This window comes from Priestia koreensis (assembly GCF_022646885.1).
GTDB lineage: Bacteria > Bacillota > Bacilli > Bacillales > Bacillaceae_H > Bacillus_AG > Bacillus_AG koreensis_A.
Genome location: NZ_CP061868.1, coordinates 3984228 through 4001216 on the forward strand (window position 1 = coordinate 3984228; position 16989 = coordinate 4001216).

Below are 16989 nucleotides of genomic sequence, written 5' to 3' on the forward strand. Positions count from 1 at the left end.
TCGCATAAAAGCTGTTTACTTTATATTAAAATAATGAAAAAAAACCTTAGATAATCTCTCTAAGGTTCTTAGCTACTTTTATTTATGCTTCAATCGTTGTAGAAATAGCGGAATTCTTAAAAGAAGACTAATGAGCAAAACGACTATAATCAGAACCGCCGCGGAGCGATCAGCAATTTGTTTTGCATCTTCGACAAGTGCTTCTGACTGGATATACCAGAGGTGGACAGGCAACGTTCCACCTTGAGAAAGCAAATTGAAATCCCACATAAAGCCTGATGATGAGCTCCCGCCCGCTAGCAAAATAATGGCGGATTCTCCAAAAGCTCGGCATGCGACTAAGCTGATTCCTGTCATAATGCCATTTAAAGCGGCAGGAAGTAAGACGGTTAGGATCGTTCTAGACTGCGTTCCACCTAGTGCGTAAGAAGCCTCTCTCAATTCAAACGGTACGGCTGAAACAGCTTCTTCTGTGATTCGAGTTAAAATTGGCAAATTTAAAAAGGCAAGCGTAATGGAGGCCCCTACGATCGTTAAACCAATATCAAAGTATTCCACGAATAAGACAAAGCCAAATAGCCCAAATACGATAGATGGAACAGATGCTAAACTTTCTACCGACATTCGAACAAGATTTGTGAAGCGATTGTCCGGTGCATATTCAGATAAAAAAATTCCCCCAAACAGACCAATTGGTATTGAAAAAACAAGAGACAAAACGAGGACATATAAGGAATTGAAAAGAAACGGACCGATCCCTCCCCCCACATCCATATCCTCAGGCAAATCCACTAAAAATTTGAACGATAGTCCTGGTAAGCCCTTATGCAAAATAAGATACAACAAAGAAATAATGACGAGTAACAAGGATAGCGCTACTAGCCATATGAATCCCAAGCCGATTCTATTCAATAGTTTTGCGTTTGTGTGTTTAGTTGATGGAAATGAGGTCGAATTTTTCATGATTTATACTCCAGCTTTCGAATAATAAAAATTAACACGAGCGAAATAAACAATAAAATAAACGCCATCATATACAAGGCATAATTCCAAGTAGAATCAAACTGCACGTTAATAATTTGCATCACGATATTACTGGTGAGAACGGATGTAGGTGTGACAAGGTTAAAACCGAACTGAGGCGTATTCCCAATCACCATTACAACCGCCATCGTTTCACCAATAGCTCTTGCCATGCCTAATATAATCGCCGTAATAATCCCTTTTTTTGCAACTGGTAAAATAATTTTAAAGATCGTCTGAATTTTCGTCGCCCCAAGCGCATAGCTACCGTCTTTGTAATGAGACGGAACGGCCGTGATCGCATCGTCACTAATCCTTGTTATCGTTGGCAACACCATCAGCGCTAACACCAGAGAAGCCGCAAAGAAACCATCGCCAACAAGCGTTCCCGTTACCTTCCGAATAAACGGTACTAAAATGGTTGCTCCCAAATATCCATAGACAATAGACGGAATTCCTACTAATAAGTCAAAAACAGGACGTAATATATTTCGTAGCCACTGCGGTGCCACCTCAGCGAGAAATACCGCCATGAGAACGGAAGCAGGTGCAGCAATCACCAAAGCCAAGGCGGTTAAGCAAAACGTTCCAATAATAAAAACAGCTGCTCCGTAATGCTCCTGCTCTGGTTGCCAGTTAGAAGAGAAGAAAAATTCTTTTATTGATACATCTTTAAAAACTAAAAAGCCTGTTTTGCTAATAAAAAGCACAATAGCTAAAAGCGTAACCCCTAAGCAGAGTGCACTTCCCCAGCATAAATATTTAAATAACCTATCGCGAGACAACACTTTCTGCTTTTTTAGTAACAGCGTAGATTGACTCACAACCCCGGAAGAGGTTCCTTGTAATTGTTTCTCCATCCCGTTTCTTTTCCTCCTAACGTTCCATTATGAAAGCCAGCCTAGCGGCTGGCTCTTTTAAACTACTCGTTTTTGTATTAATCCTTATTTAACAGCACTAATCGGGATAAATTTCATTTTCTTTAACGTACCTTTTTGAAACTTAGCACCTTGAATATATTTGATGAATGCCGCGTTTTTACCACTTGGCTCACCTTTTGTTAATAAGTATCCATATCCATAGACAGGATATTTTTTACTTAACACGTTCGATGTAGATGCAGCCACTCCATTGTAACTAAGCGCTTTAATTCCTGATTTTACATAAGCAAGGTCCGTGTAGCCGATTGCATTTGGATTTTCTTTTACTGATGTGATCATGTCTCCATTACTCTTTACTTCTTTATAATGGCTGCCTTTACTCATAAAGTTTTTTCCCTTTAATGCTTTATCCTGGTAGTTAACGCGAGTACCAGATCCGTAGGCACGGTTTACTACGACAATGTCAGCATCTTTTCCGCCAACTTGCTTCCAGTTTTTAATCTTTCCTGAAAAGATTCCTTGAAGTTGTGCAGTTGTTAAATTTTTTACCGAGTTTTTTGAATTTACGACTGTGGCAAACGGAATGACAGCGATTTTGTGAGCTTTTAATCCTTTAAAAGCTTTGAATCCACCAACTGATTTTGTTGCATCCCAGTCACAAGCGCCAATCGTAGCTGATCCTTTTGTGACAGACTGTGGTCCTGCAATTGACGAGGAGCCAGAAACTGAAATAGATACGCTAGGATTTTCTTTTTTGAATCCTTTTGCTGCTTGCTGAGTTAATGGTAATAAAGCAGTCGAGCCAGCGATTACAATTTTATTAGATGCTGCTTCCGTTACAGTTGCGGCATTTGCGCTATAGCTCCCTGCACCTACTCCAACTAAAAGTGAAGATGCAATTGTAATACCTGCGAATTTTCTAATAAGTTTTTGTGTTAACATTATGATTCTCCTTTTCCCTTTATAGGTATATTATTTTGTAATATCTACGACACGTTGATTTCGAACAACTGCTACTTTTTCATCTTGATCAGTAGAAAGTGAAAGAAGCAGTTGCTTTTTATCTTTAGAGACTGAAATAGCTGTGATGTCCTCTTTTACAGACACCATTTTATTCAAAGAGCTGTTCGCACTGTTGAAGGTATATACATAATTCCAGCCTTTTTCTTTGATCACTACATAGAGAGCATTCTCTTGGCGCGAAACGAATTGAATGCTTTTACCAGAAAGAACATTCTTGATCTTCCCATTTGCCATTAGCTTTAGCGTTGGTAACTTCTTCTCATCTTCAAGGTCAAAGCTTACATATCCCACGTTGCCTTTTGAGTCAAAAAAGGAAAACATTTTATTGTCTTTTGTCGTTGTTAACTGAACAGCTTTCTTTTCAGTTGCATGCAAATCAACTTTGTACAGCTGAGGCTCTGTTCCAGATGTATCAATCGATCCTACGTCTGTTTTGTCATCATCCGTATAGCTTGTTTCTGCTTCTTTGGATGCTGTATAAATAACCATAGACTCATCATTTGATAATCTGAGATCGCTTTTATATTTGAGCTTGTCCTCTAGAAGCTTTGTAATTACTCCATCAGACACCCTCACCATTGAAATATTTTCATTATCTTTGCCATTGATATAATACAGACGGCTTGAATCCTTTGACCACGTCAGCTCTACTTTAATCTCATCATTATCATTCAAGATGCGATCCTTGTAAGAACTAAGGTCTACTACATGGATGTAGCCATCTTCATCTGTATAAGCGGCCTGTCTACCATTTGGAGAGACCATTAGTTCATCTTCTTTAAATTCATGGATGACTTTTTTCGTTTGGACATTCATGATTTTAGTGGTCGCTTGCTCTTGATCATGTGTAACGAGAATACTATCTTCATTCAACCACTGAGCATCAAAAACGCTCCCCCTTACAAAGCCTTCAGATGCTACAAACCATTTATTATCCGGCTCAATGGATAATTCCCCGCCCAATGCCTGGACGATATCAGCTGGATGAGCGTAGAAAACATTTTTGTAAACAAACGGCACGCTAGTCGCTTTAGTAACACGACCATTTAGTTTTAATTCGTCCTTTAAAGCTTGAAGTATAGCCGTCCGCTTTCCTTTCGAGAGCGTAACAGTTTGCGTTTTCGCATCGAACTTCAGTTTCGCTCCTAAAGACGTAGCAACATCTTTCACAGAGAACAAAGTCACTTTATTCATCGTCAGTGCACGAGACTTAGACGTAATCCCGTCTTTCAGATAAGAGACTTGGTTTAATTGAATTGGTTTTTCAACTAAAATGAGATTCGCTTTCCCAATGCTATACATATAATTTTTACCTAATGCTTGTACAATTGGCGCTGCCTCAACGTACACGGCTCCTTGAATCATTTTAGGTGCAACAGTCAGCTTAGCTTTCTCCCCGTTCACATGAAAGGTTAGATTTCCGACTGTTAGAAGAATATTTGTTTTGCTCGCATTCAATGTCTTCGTACCTTTGACAGCCTTTGTTTTAGTGTTATAGCTGTAGCTAGTGTTTAATACGTCAAATAGGTCCTTCACAGCAACAAGTTGTTTTCCTTGGTAGTCTACTGTCTGAAGAGAAGCATTCATTCCGTTCACAATCCAAGATGATTTACTTGGATGATTTACTTTCTTTGTTACTGCAGCATCCACTTTCACCAATGGAACAGCCGTAGAGCCAGCAATAACAGAGCCCACTAAGATACTTGTTACTAACCGCTTCATGTCGTTCTCCCCTTTACCATAATCAAATAAGACGTACGCTTACTTTACCGAACTCCCCCTTGTCCCAAAAACAGTTAATATGAACTAGATACTTCGTATTATATTTATGTAATATTAAGGAAGTTTTTAAAATATATGGATTTTGTAAATTTTATGTAGGTGAATTATGGATTTTAAGAATGGTGGATAAAAAAAGCTGATATTGCGGGGTTTCTAAGAAGAAATTTTTAAAATATTTTTCTGATTAAAGATCGCTTAACACTAAAAACGGCTCCATTCTAAAAAGAACAGCGCCGTTTTTTCTTATTTCTTTTGCTTTGAACGAATAGGCTGAGCCTTTTTACTATTCTTTTCCTTCAGCTCTTTCACTGGATCAAAATCTTTCCCCAGCTCCATATCGTTACTATTTACACCATTTTTCGTTTTTTGTTCAGGATTGTTTTGCTTTGAACGCGTCGCCATAAAAAACCACCCTTTCAATTAAAATTTATTAAAGCTATCCCATTGTTATTTGCTTACACTTGCCTAACAAGTGAGCACCTTCGATCTACCCCAAAAATGTCTACATAAGTGGAGGACGACAACCCGCAAGGGAGGTCGTCCTCCACTTATGCTTTTCCACTCCCCCCTAACAGTCCTTCCGTTAGGGGGAGTGGAAAAGTGAATCCAAATTAGTGGTCGGTCGTGATGAGCTGATTTTGTAGCTGCTGTACTTGCAGTCTCATGCGATAAAGCTGTTCACGCTGCTGAGCGTTTGCGCTATGGGCAAACTCCTCGAGCTCCTTGTAGGCATTCTCAAGCCCCATTTGTGCTTTTGTGAACTCTGTATCGTTATAGTGCTCTTGGCGCTGTCCTTCTACTAACTGCTCTTGGCCGAAGCGAACCGCATCCTCACACTGTTGCATTAACTTATCAATCGCTTGACGTGTTGTCATGGCTAATCCCTCCATTTTTAAAATCCAATCTCGCACGTGCATGCTTAGTTTGCGCAAATGAGAGAAGTTTAGCATTGCTATTTTATTGCAGAAACGCCGACCTCTTAGTGAAATGTATTTGGATATCTGCTCGTTTTTTGATAAAATTTGAAGATGTATGTTCTACATTAATGCAAAACAAAGGAGGTTGCTGACTTGACTCAGACTAACCCATTTTCATATAGCGTTGACCAAAAACGTTATCACACATGGAATTACCATTTGCGCCAGCAATTTGGACATAAAGTATTTAAGGTAGCACTAGATGGAGGATTTGATTGCCCGAATCGTGACGGCACTGTAGCACACGGAGGTTGTACATTCTGTAGTGCGGCTGGTTCAGGAGATTTCGCTGGAAACCGTGCGGATGACCTCATCACACAATTTAACGAGATCAAAGATAAAATGCATGAAAAGTGGAAAGATGGCAAATACATGGCGTATTTCCAAGCATTCACGAATACTCATGCACCAGTAGAAGAACTTCGTGAAAAATTTGAAGCCGTTTTAAATTTAGAAGGTGTGGTTGGGCTTTCAATTGCCACAAGACCTGACTGTCTGCCAGACGATGTCGTTGAATATCTAGCTGAATTAAACGAACGCACGTATTTATGGGTAGAGCTTGGCTTACAAACGGTTCACGAACGAACAGCGCTGTTAATTAATCGTGCTCATGATTATCAGTGTTACGTTGAAGGTGTAGAAAAGCTTCGCAAGCATGGAATTCGTGTTTGTTCGCACATCATTAATGGACTTCCACTTGAAACCCCTGAAATGATGATGGAAACAGCTCGTGCAGTTTCAAAACTAGACGTTCAAGGAATTAAAATTCATCTTCTTCATCTTTTAAAAGGAACACCGATGGTGAAGCAGTATGAAAAAGGAATGCTAGAATTTTTATCTCAAGAAGATTACGTCAACCTTGTTTGTGATCAGCTGGAGATCATTCCTCCTGAAATGATCGTTCATCGCATCACTGGGGACGGACCAATTGATCTTATGGTAGGTCCTATGTGGAGCGTAAACAAATGGGAAGTATTAAACGCTATTGATAGTGAGCTCGCACGCCGCGGCAGCTATCAAGGGAAAAAATTCTCTCGGGAATTGCTTGTATGAAGCTAGAACGCATTCTTCCCTTTGCACGTACCTTGTTACAAAAAGCGGTGCAAGAAGGCGATATTGCGGTTGATGCAACGATGGGCAATGGACATGACACGGTCTTTTTAGCTGATTTAGTAGGTGAAAAAGGCCATGTCTATGCGTTTGACGTTCAAGAGACGGCTCTGCAAAGCACCTATAAAAAGATCGAGGAAAAGCAGTTTGAGGACCGTGTAACGCTGCTTCAAAAAAGCCACGATCAAGTACAAGAAAGTCTTCCAAAAGATGATTCACGAAAAATTACCGGTGCTATTTTTAACTTAGGCTATTTACCAGGCGGAGACAAGCAGATTGTTACGAAGCCTCATTCTACAATTGACGCTATTCAACAGCTTCTTGCGCTACTCGAACCTGAGGGAATTATTGTCCTTGTTATTTATCACGGTCATCCTGAAGGAGCGATTGAGCGTGACGAAGTGCTATCATTTGTTCATACCCTTGATCAGCAGGATGTTCACGTGCTTCAGTACCAATTTTTAAATCAACAAAATAATCCGCCCTTTATTATCGCCATTGAAAAACGCTAAAAAAAGAGAAATTCCACCAATTGGAATTTCTCTTTTTTTATTTGGCTTTGCTCAATTTTCGATATAAACGCCCATTCCAATAAAAGAAGTAACTAATTGATCCTCCTTGACGAATAAGCTTTTTCGCATGAGGATAAACGTCTTCTTGCTTCCGAACTTTATCATCAGACAGATAAACACCTAACAGACCTCGATTAATTAACCGATGGAAACGTTCATCCCGAATTCCTCGAAGATGACGATCGGCTTCGCTGACAAAATGCCCAAAGCGATCCATCATTTCCTCTTGGTGATCATAATAGAAGCAAAAATTTAAATCTCCACCCTCTTTATCCTCTTCTTGATCAATAAAGTAATCAAGTAGAATATGAAGGCCTTGCACGTATGGAAAATAGCTTTTCTTCACCTTATGAGCTTCTTCACTGCTGAATCCATTTTGAAATCCATATGCGACCAAACAGAAGATCCCTAGGGTTGAACCAGAGCACGCGGAAAATTCATACCACTCCATTTTTGGCAAAGATTGCTTATAGTCTTGAAACCATTTTTCAAGGCGAGGCACCCTCTCCTCAACTTTTACATGCTTGTGTACTTGAAGTGCACAATAATAATCGGCAAGTTCTAGAAGATGCTGCGAGATGGCTTCGTAATTCGGCACTCGCTTTAATACTTGCTGACAGGTTTGAACCAAATCATGCAAATATCCGCCATCATCTTGATCTTCGCGATGACGATAATAATTGTTAAGCGTAGCCTCTGGGTTTAACGCATGTGGCATTGACTCATGCAAAGCCTCAAAATCCAAAGGGTCTAAAGACGTGCTTCTATCGCATAAATTATCTAAATAGTCGCTTATCGTTTGGTATGCCACAATAAATTCAATACAGTCTTTGAGTTGATCTTTGGCTAAAATAGCTAAAATACCCCCACCTTCACAGTGAAAGGTTTTATCAGTGATGCTGTTTAACGCTTGCGTTCGTAACTCTTCGTTTGGAATGGCTTCAGCCTTCGCTTTCCAGACTTCTAATTGCTTATGTACAGCTGGAATAACTTGTCGATATACAGTCCTCATTAACGGTAAAGGACGAGAAGGAATCTTCACGATCTAACACCTCAATCATTCACCAGTTGTTTCATTAGATGTGAACATCAACGAAACTTTTGGCATATAGAAAAACTTGATCACGTTCTGGCTCATTGAAAATTTCATGGTATAGCTGTGGCCACTCTTTATAAATTTTTTCACTTAAATCTAATTCATCAAACCACTGTTTCACAATTAGCTTTTCAACAATCTTGTCATCTCCTCCTTGCATAACTAAAAGAGGAACATCTGGTAACTTTTCAATATTTTTAAATGCTTGATTCATGGCTTCCACTAATTCCCGATACCAGCGAACAGACACCTTCGTTACATACAGTGAGTCATTCATATCTGTTTCACGAATATCCAGATTTCGCGTTGCGTCTTCGATTCGAAGATTTGAATCAAATAGCATACCAGGTCTTAGCTTGTTTAAGCCTTTCGATAACACATCCATATAAGAAGGCGGCTGTTCCTTTAATCCTAAGCATGGAGAAGATAAGATTGCTCCCCAAATTGGCAGACTGCGCTCCTGTAGCGTGCGAATAACAGCTAATGCACCCATACTGTGTCCTAGAAGAAAAATTGGCAGATCATACCCTTGGGCCTCTTCAACCCATCTTTCAATTTCTTTGACATATTCTTCAAATGAATGAATATGCCCTCGTCGTCTTGTTGTTAATCCTTGGCCAGGTAGATCGCCCATCACAACATTCATTCCAATGGAACGCCACATTTCGATCAACCATCGATAGCGTCCATGATGTTCGGCTGCTCCGTGTACGATGACGACCACGCCTCTAGGATATTCTGCTTCCCATTTCCACATATGTCGCGACTTCCTTTCTTTCTATGTTTACCTAAATAAAAAAAGTTTGTACACTTACATTAGAGGATTTACATTATTTTTTCAACTTTTACGAGAGGATGATACAAAATGATTTATCCGTACAAAGATGTATTCCCAACGATTGATGAGTCCGTTTTTATTGCAGATTACGTAACCATTAGTGGAGATGTAACGATTGGTGAACAAAGCAGCATTTGGTTTAATACCGTTATTCGTGGTGACGTTTCACCTACGATTATTGGAAAAAGAGTGAACGTTCAGGATCAGTGCACGCTCCATCAGAGTCCTGATAAAACGCTGATTTTAGAAGATGACGTAACAATTGGTCACCAAGTCATCTTACATAGTTCGATCATTCGGAAAAATGCTTTAGTTGGCATGGGCTCCATCATTCTAGATGGTGCTGAAATCGGTGAAGGAGCTTTTATTGGCGCCGGAAGTCTCGTTCCACCTGGAAAGAAAATCCCACCCCACTCACTTGCCATTGGAAGACCCGCCAAAGTGGTGCGAACATTAAATGAAGAAGATTTAAAAGATATGGAGCGCATCCGTCAAAGCTACGTCGAAAAAGGCCAGTACTACAAAAGTTTGCAAACGAAATAATCGGTAATTATATAGAAGAAATCACTTTATTTAAACACAACGCTCCTGTTAGAGACCTCTACAAATTAATATGCAACGTTTTGGCGTATCAATACTTTCATAGGAGGAGAGGATTAGTCATTCTCCTCTTATATTTATTAATTGCGCCGAGCAGCCTAATCATGAAGAGCATTTATTTACACTTTCTTATTACTGCCTTTACATTTTTCTTTTACAATGATAAGAAAGAATTCTTAATAAGGAGTTTTCATCGATGAAAAAGAAAATCATTCAGAAACTCTATGAATTAGAATGCCAATTATTTCGTATGCTTAACCGCCATTTTGACCGCAAATTTCTAAGTCGTTATTTTCGCTTTGTTACACACTTTGGTGGAGCACTTCTAACCATTGCGATCGCTCTGTTACTTATGATCTTCACATCTGGTTCATTAAAGCTTACCGCCTATGCTGGGGGATTGTCACTAGCTCTTAGTCATGTGCCCGTCGCCATTATGAAGAAACTATATCCACGAAAGCGTCCATACTTGCAAATAAAAGACACGAAAGTCTTGGAAAATCCTTTAACTGATCATTCCTTTCCTTCGGGACATACAACGGCAATCTTTTCTCTCACAACACCTTTCTTTATTTATTTCCCTTTTGCCGTCATTATTCTTCTCCCATTAGCTTTTAGCGTAGGCCTGTCACGAATTTTTCTCGGTCTTCATTATCCGACAGACGTTCTCGTAGGAAGCATATTAGGGACTTGTACGGGATTGATTTGCTTTTCATTTTTTCATTAGTGACCTAAAGGAGCTGAGGTTTGTTGCGCATTGCTATTTTCACTGACACTTTCACTACACAAGCAAATGGTACAGCCAAAATAATTAACCGATTAACAGATTACTTACCAAAGAAAGACATCTCATTTCAATTATTTTCTGCTAAAGGACCATTTACCAATCAAGCATCCCATTACGTAAATCAGTTTCCAAGCGTGCCTTTTTTTCTATATCCTGAATGCCGCTTTGCCGCTCCTAACTTCATTAAAATAAAGCGCAAACTACAAGACTTTCAGCCAAATATTATACACATTGCGACCCCATTAAATTTAGGACTATGCGGCTTGTACCATGCCAAAAGTCGAAAAATCCCGCTCATTGGCTCATATGATACAAATTTTAAAGAATACTTAACTTATTATAACATCGAGCAACTGTCTTCCGTTGCTTGGAAATACATGCGATGGTTTTATCGCTCCTTTGACAAAATTCTTGTTCCATTACAAGGTGTAAAACAAGTACTGGAAGAGCAGAAATTCCAAAATGTTTCTCTTTGGACCCCTGGAGTTGATGGTGCACTTTTCCATCCAGAATATGATCGCTTTGATGTTCGTCTTAAATATAATATTAAGCGCCCCTATATCCTTACGTATGTTGGATGTTTAAGACCTGAGAAAAACGTGTCAGCACTATTAGAAATTGCACGACATCTTCCACCCCATATTAAACACCAGGTTCATTGGATAATTGTAGGAGATGGACCCTTGAAAGAAACATTGCAGAAAGATTCATTAGAGCATATGACGTTTACAGGTCTTTTAAGAGATCAAGATCTTGCAAAGGTATATGCAGCATCAGACTTATTTGTTTCCCCTTTCCAAACAGAAACATTTGAGGACGTTGTACTAGAATCTCTTGCTTCTGGAACTCCTGTTATTGGAGCTGATTCAGCAGGAATCCAAACTGTTGTTACTCATGGAGAAAACGGATATTTGTGTGAAACTAATTCGACGGAGGAGTTCTCCAATTATATTAGCCTATGTCTTGAGCATCCTGATCTCCGAAAAAAACTTGGGTTACAAGCCAGAAGGTACGCACTAACACAGACATGGGATAGAGTGTTTGATCGATTACTGACGTATTATACGATCCTTCTAGAGAAGGAAAAAATGAACATTCAATTTGCGTAAGTAAAAGCGCTAAGAAGAGACGCTCTTAGCGCTTTTGCTTATCCCTTTTACTCGTAAATAATTCAATCATGAATCAACATAGATGAAATCACAAATTATCTTTTATTTGTTGTAAGTAGCTAGTTATATTTTCTTCTATAAATGGTGTATCAGGTATCGATTTATTTTTCTTTATATTCATTGCCAACTGGTTAAGTACACGAGTCAAGATTTCCTCTCCACGTTCATTAGGATGAAATTGAATGCCGTATTGAAAAAGATTATTTCCAATGTCCTCTTTCCATACTATATTCCCTAACATATTAATTTCTTCGCCCATTACTGTTTGGGTAAATTCCATTGTGATATCCGAACGAACCGGTAACTGTAAATGGGAAGCAAAACGCAACCCTCTAATTCCCAAACTTTTAATGACTATTTCCATTGCTTTCATCTGAATTTCTTTTCCATTAATTTCAGTGATCGTCATACCACCTTTTAAAAATTGAGGCAACGTAACGCGGAAATATTTTCGTCTTTCACTATTATAAGGCTTTATAGATGAAAAAGATGGCTCTAAAATACCTTGTTTGAGAATTCTTAAAAACACATTTTCAGGTAATGGTTTACTGTACGCATAGCCTTGAATAATACGCACCTCATTCTGTTTTAAAAACTCATGTTGCTCTTTCGTCTCTACTCCTTCTACAACCAAATCTACGCCTAAGCCTTTACACATAGAAAGAAGAGATTTAACAATAATCTTATTCTTTTCGCTTGAGACAATATCTTTGACAAATGAACGATCAATTTTTACTACATCAATTGCAAAGTCTTTCAGGTGTGAAAGAGAAGAAAAGCCTGATCCAAAATCATCTAAGGCTACTTTAATACCTAATTCTTTCAGTTCTACGATCGTCTGAAAAACTTCCTTAGGATTTGCTATCAGTGATCCTTCGGTAATTTCTATTTCAAGCATCGAAAGCGGAATGCTATATTTCTCAATACAAGCTTTAATGTATGAGACCAAGTTTCCGCTTAATAGTTGTTGAGGAGAAATATTAATTGAAATAGGAATAATGTCAAACTCTTTCTCTATCCATACTCTAATTTGCTGACAAACTTTTCCAATAATCCAATCTCCCATTTCAAGGATAACTCCGTTCTCTTCTGCAATCGAAATAAACTCTCCAGCAGCCACCATCCCCCAAACAGGATGATTCCATCTCATTAAAGCTTCGGCTCCTATTATCTTATTATCAGTGGGCCTAACTTTAGGCTGATAATGAATCGAAAACTCCTTGTTCTTCACTCCTTTTCTCATATCTCGATCAAGCGTATATAATTTATAGGAGTTTGCATTTAAGTTAGATGTGTACATTTGGAAAGTATTCTTACCAAGTTCTTGAGAACGGTACATAGCTACATGAGCATTTTGTAAAAGTGAATGAACATCTTTACCATCTAACGGATACAAACTTACTCCGATGTTGGAGGTCAAAAACAACTCATACTCCTCTACATAGAATGGTTCACTGAGACTAGCTAAAATATCATCTGATATTTTTTTGATCGTCTCTATATTTTGATTCCCTTTATAAATTAAAGAAAATATATGACCTCCTATTTTAAAAAGAAAATAATCTGTTTTTTGATACACGTTCAATCTTTTCGTAATTTTAATAAGAACTTCATCACCGATTCGGTGACCGAGCGTATCATTGATAAATTTAAAACGGTCTATTCCTATTATAAATAGCGCAAATCCGTTCTCTTTGTTCGATAGGGCAATTTCTGATTTGATTTTTTCTTCAAGCAAATACCGATTAGGTAGAAAGGTTAGGTAGTCATGATTAGCTACCGCATTTACTCGTTCAAGCAAATGACGATTTTCTGAAATGTCCGTTATAATTCCATGAGTTTGAATAAGTTCACCCTTTTTATCTAATATAGGCTCCGTATGATCTTCTAACCATTTTACTTTTCCTTCGGGTGTTTGTATCCGATATTGATAGCGTACAACTTGCCCGCTTAGAAGCAATTGCTGTTTTTGATCATATTCAGCAAGATCATGGGGATGCACAAAATCCCTCCATTTTAACTGCCCTTTTAAAAGACTTTGAGCGTCAGTCTCCAAAATCTTTTCTACACCTGCTGAACAAATCATACATCGGTTTTTAACTGTATTAAATTCCCATATACCGACATCTAGGCGTTGATACATCCTTTCTACTACTTCTTCTCTCTCGACAAGCATAGCTTCTAAATTCTTCTCTTTTGTTACATCACAAAGCGTTCCTATTAGACGGACAACGTTATCCGCTTTATCTAAGATCATGCTTCCTTGCTCTAATATATATTTGACTTTACCCCCTGGTAACAAAATACGATATTGCTCCTGGTAATCACTTTTATCTATCATGGCTTTTGCTATAGTAGCATTGAGCTGCTTAGCATCGTCCGGATGAATTAGTTTGATAACTTCTTCTGTACTCAGTACACCATTTCGATTGTCTTTAATCTCAAATAAAGCATAAGCCTGCTCTGACCAATATAGTTTTTCTTCCATTACATCGTAATTCCAGCTTCCAATGTTACCTGCTAACTCAGCTAAAGATAACTTTTCTTCTAATTCATTAACTTTATGGTGAAGAAGCGTATGCGCTCTTATATCTATGAAGAGCTTATACACTCCAATTACTTTTCCATTAAAGTTTATAGGGACACTACTAATTAAAACCTCAATCATGTCTCCTTCTTTGTGCTGAACAAAAGAGTTATGTTCTTGTGGCTCTCCATTTTTCGCTTGAACAAAGTATCGGAAATTTTTATTGTGGTATGAAGTAGGCGTAATTTTAATAAATGGACAATGAAGTTCATCAGTGGAATAACCAGTTAGAGCGCTCATTTGAGGATTACTATAAAATATATTAGCGTCAAGATCCAACATAATAACCGGTCTTGGATTGTGGTAGAAGAAAGTACCTAATTGTTTAAGGAATTCTTCTACTTCTCCTAAAAGGTCTAAATCTGTAACCTCTGAGTTGAATGCTCTCTTCTTTAAATTAGATAACATCTTTTTAAACTGCATAAATGCATTACTCATACAATGCTCCTCCTTAGTATAATCAGCAAAATATCAGGCTCATTTCTACTGAGAAACTGCTATAAGGCGCATAAAGTTAGAATAGAGCCTCCGCTGTTACAAATGCTAGAAAATCTAGCTAGCTTAAACAGGGTTGAATATCTCATTTAATCCTTAACTCCGTTTTAGACATCGTAATGCTTGATATTTTCAATACTAAAAAATACCCATTAATTGGATATTATGAAGGTTTATTTAAAAACATGATGTAAATTTTTTCTTTATAATCCATTAAACACAAGGTAATTCTGAACGTATTAAAAAACCATTTCTTATGCCTTTTGTAGACTCCATTTCTATTCCTACCTAGACCATAATAACTGACACTATTCTGATTAACACAGCTGTTCAAATAAGAAAAAATAAAAGTGGATTGCTACACTTTTGGGCATAAAAAAAGCGCTAAGGAGATCTCCTTAGCGCTTCGTTTTTCATTAGTTTAATGCTGCTGCTTTTAACGCTTCTGCTTTATCTGTAAGTTCCCAAGGAGCGTCAATGTCTGTACGGCCAAAGTGACCATAAGCAGCTGTTTGACGATAGATTGGGCGACGAAGGTCAAGCATTTTAATGATTCCTGCTGGACGTAAGTCAAAGTTATTGCGAACCGCATCAACTAGAACTTCTTCTGTTACTTTACCTGTGCCAAATGTATCAATTGAGATTGATACTGGCTGTGCTACACCAATTGCATAAGCTAATTGAACTTCACACTTGTCAGCTAAACCAGCAGCAACGATGTTTTTCGCTACGTAACGTGCCGCATAAGCAGCAGAACGGTCTACTTTTGTAGCGTCCTTACCAGAGAATGCACCGCCACCGTGACGTGCATAACCACCGTAAGTATCAACGATGATTTTACGACCAGTTAAGCCCGCATCACCTTGAGGACCTCCGATTACGAAACGTCCAGTTGGGTTAATGAAGTATTTTGTATTTTCATCAATTAATTCAGTTGGAACAACTGGCTTAATTACGTGTTCTTTAAGGTTACGTTGGATTTGCTCTAAGCTCACTTCTGGGTGATGCTGAGTTGAAATAACAATTGTATCGATACGTACAGGGTTGTCATTTTCATCATACTCAACTGTTACCTGAGTTTTGCCGTCTGGACGTAAGTAAGGAAGAATTTCTTCTTTACGTACTTCCGTTAAACGACGAGCTAATTTATGAGCAAGTGAAATTGGAAGAGGCATAAGTTCTTTTGTTTCGTTATTTGCATAACCAAACATTAAACCTTGGTCTCCTGCGCCAATTGCTTCGATTTCTGCATCTGTCATTTGACCTTCACGAGCTTCTAAAGCTTGGTCAACACCCATTGCGATATCAGCAGATTGCTCATCGATTGATGTTAAAACTGCACAAGTTTCAGCATCGAAACCATATTTTGCACGTGTGTAACCAATTTCTTTAATCGTTTCACGGACAATTTTTGGAATGTCTACATATGTAGACGTAGTGATTTCACCACTTACTAATACTAAACCAGTTGTAACAGTTGTTTCACATGCTACACGAGCGTTTGGATCTTTTGCTAAAATGGCATCAAGAATCGAATCAGAAATTTGGTCACAGATTTTATCTGGATGTCCTTCTGTAACAGATTCAGACGTAAACAGACGACGTTTCGTTGACATCAATTTTCCTCCTTAATTATACAACAGATGATACGGTACTCATTTCCCTTATTGTTGTTCAAAAAACGTTAGAAATATAAAAAACCTTTCCCAATCGAGGAAAGGTAGCAAATTTTCACTAAAGCCTTTCACTCTTATCGATCAAGGGCTTTCCCCTTGCATCAGGTTAGCACCTTATCACCAAGTAAAAAAATATAAAGTATGGTGATGGTTGCTGGGTTTCATAGGGCCTGTCCCTCCACCAGCTCGGGATAAGAGAGTATCCGTTCAAGGAACAATATTACATGAAAAGCTCGAATTCTGTCAACCGTATTCAAGGAGAAAAAATGAATAAATTCTTTGTTGAAAATAACGTATTCATTCCCCGTTTTGCTACGGTTTATTAAATTAACCCTGTGAACTTTCTTTCGTTATAAAATGAAATTGATTGTGT

General features: G+C 38.3%; 15 protein-coding genes and 1 riboswitch. Of the genes, 5 read left to right on the forward strand and 10 right to left on the reverse strand.

Annotated features, from left to right (window positions below):
• Positions 1-78: 78 nt before the first annotated feature.
• The 6 genes from pstA to IE339_RS20895 all read right to left on the reverse strand — a co-directional run bounded on the left by pstA (position 79) and on the right by IE339_RS20895 (position 5584).
• Positions 79-963 carry a phosphate ABC transporter permease PstA gene (pstA, locus tag IE339_RS20870; protein ID WP_242170846.1) on the reverse strand — a complete coding sequence of 295 codons (885 nt, stop codon included), beginning with the start codon at positions 961-963 and terminating at the stop codon, positions 79-81.
• Complete coding sequence (gene pstC / locus IE339_RS20875) at positions 960-1883, reverse strand: phosphate ABC transporter permease subunit PstC (protein WP_242170848.1); 924 nt, start codon at positions 1881-1883, stop codon at positions 960-962. The genes pstA and pstC overlap by 4 nt, the downstream gene beginning before the upstream one ends.
• A gap of 84 nt (positions 1884-1967) precedes the next feature.
• Positions 1968-2846, reverse strand: coding sequence for a phosphate ABC transporter substrate-binding protein (locus tag IE339_RS20880; protein ID WP_242170850.1), 879 nt, complete (start codon positions 2844-2846; stop codon positions 1968-1970).
• A 30-nt stretch (positions 2847-2876) separates the two neighbouring features.
• Positions 2877-4649 carry a stalk domain-containing protein gene (locus IE339_RS20885; protein WP_242170852.1) on the reverse strand — a complete coding sequence of 591 codons (1773 nt, stop codon included), beginning with the start codon at positions 4647-4649 and terminating at the stop codon, positions 2877-2879.
• A gap of 303 nt (positions 4650-4952) precedes the next feature.
• Positions 4953-5111, reverse strand: a complete 159-nt coding sequence (locus tag IE339_RS20890; protein ID WP_053400780.1) for a hypothetical protein — start codon at positions 5109-5111, stop codon at positions 4953-4955.
• Positions 5112-5320: 209 nt separating this feature from the next.
• Positions 5321-5584, reverse strand: coding sequence for a YtzC family protein (locus IE339_RS20895; RefSeq protein WP_242170853.1), 264 nt, complete (start codon positions 5582-5584; stop codon positions 5321-5323).
• 195 nt (positions 5585-5779) lie between these two features.
• Between IE339_RS20895 and IE339_RS20900 the strand changes: the two genes are divergently transcribed.
• Together IE339_RS20900 and IE339_RS20905 are read left to right on the forward strand one after the other, a co-directional pair.
• The gene (locus tag IE339_RS20900) at positions 5780-6739 is read left to right on the forward strand and encodes a tRNA modification radical SAM protein MnmL/YtqA (RefSeq protein WP_242170855.1); all 960 of its coding nucleotides are present in this window, start codon (positions 5780-5782) and stop codon (positions 6737-6739) included.
• The gene (locus tag IE339_RS20905) at positions 6736-7308 is read left to right on the forward strand and encodes a tRNA 5-(aminomethyl)-2-thiouridylate-methyltransferase MnmM (protein ID WP_242170857.1); all 573 of its coding nucleotides are present in this window, start codon (positions 6736-6738) and stop codon (positions 7306-7308) included. The genes IE339_RS20900 and IE339_RS20905 overlap by 4 nt, the downstream gene beginning before the upstream one ends.
• A gap of 37 nt (positions 7309-7345) precedes the next feature.
• Here the strand turns inward: IE339_RS20905 and IE339_RS20910 are convergent, their stop codons facing one another.
• Positions 7346-8410, reverse strand: coding sequence for a tetraprenyl-beta-curcumene synthase family protein (locus IE339_RS20910; RefSeq protein ID WP_277933925.1), 1065 nt, complete (start codon positions 8408-8410; stop codon positions 7346-7348).
• Between the two features lie 34 nt (positions 8411-8444).
• Positions 8445-9221 carry an alpha/beta hydrolase gene (locus IE339_RS20915; protein ID WP_242170860.1) on the reverse strand — a complete coding sequence of 259 codons (777 nt, stop codon included), beginning with the start codon at positions 9219-9221 and terminating at the stop codon, positions 8445-8447.
• 108 nt (positions 9222-9329) lie between these two features.
• Between IE339_RS20915 and IE339_RS20920 the strand changes: the two genes are divergently transcribed.
• The 3 genes from IE339_RS20920 (at position 9330) to IE339_RS20930 (ending at position 11798) form a co-directional block, all read left to right on the forward strand.
• Positions 9330-9845 carry a gamma carbonic anhydrase gene (locus tag IE339_RS20920; RefSeq protein ID WP_242170862.1) on the forward strand — a complete coding sequence of 172 codons (516 nt, stop codon included), beginning with the start codon at positions 9330-9332 and terminating at the stop codon, positions 9843-9845.
• Between the two features lie 253 nt (positions 9846-10098).
• On the forward strand, positions 10099-10629 hold the full coding sequence (locus IE339_RS20925) for a phosphatase PAP2 family protein (RefSeq protein ID WP_242170864.1): 531 nt from the start codon (positions 10099-10101) through the stop codon (positions 10627-10629).
• Positions 10630-10652: 23 nt separating this feature from the next.
• On the forward strand, positions 10653-11798 hold the full coding sequence (locus tag IE339_RS20930; RefSeq protein WP_242170866.1) for a glycosyltransferase family 4 protein: 1146 nt from the start codon (positions 10653-10655) through the stop codon (positions 11796-11798).
• Between the two features lie 88 nt (positions 11799-11886).
• Here IE339_RS20930 and IE339_RS20935 read toward each other — a convergent pair whose 3' ends face one another.
• Together IE339_RS20935 and metK are read right to left on the reverse strand one after the other, a co-directional pair.
• Entirely contained in the window at positions 11887-14883 is a 2997-nt protein-coding gene (locus IE339_RS20935; RefSeq protein WP_242170868.1) for an EAL domain-containing protein, read from the reverse strand.
• A 473-nt stretch (positions 14884-15356) separates the two neighbouring features.
• The gene (metK, locus tag IE339_RS20940) at positions 15357-16556 is read right to left on the reverse strand and encodes a methionine adenosyltransferase (protein ID WP_242170870.1); all 1200 of its coding nucleotides are present in this window, start codon (positions 16554-16556) and stop codon (positions 15357-15359) included.
• A gap of 131 nt (positions 16557-16687) precedes the next feature.
• Positions 16688-16814, reverse strand: a riboswitch (SAM riboswitch).
• Positions 16815-16989: the final 175 nt, after the last annotated feature.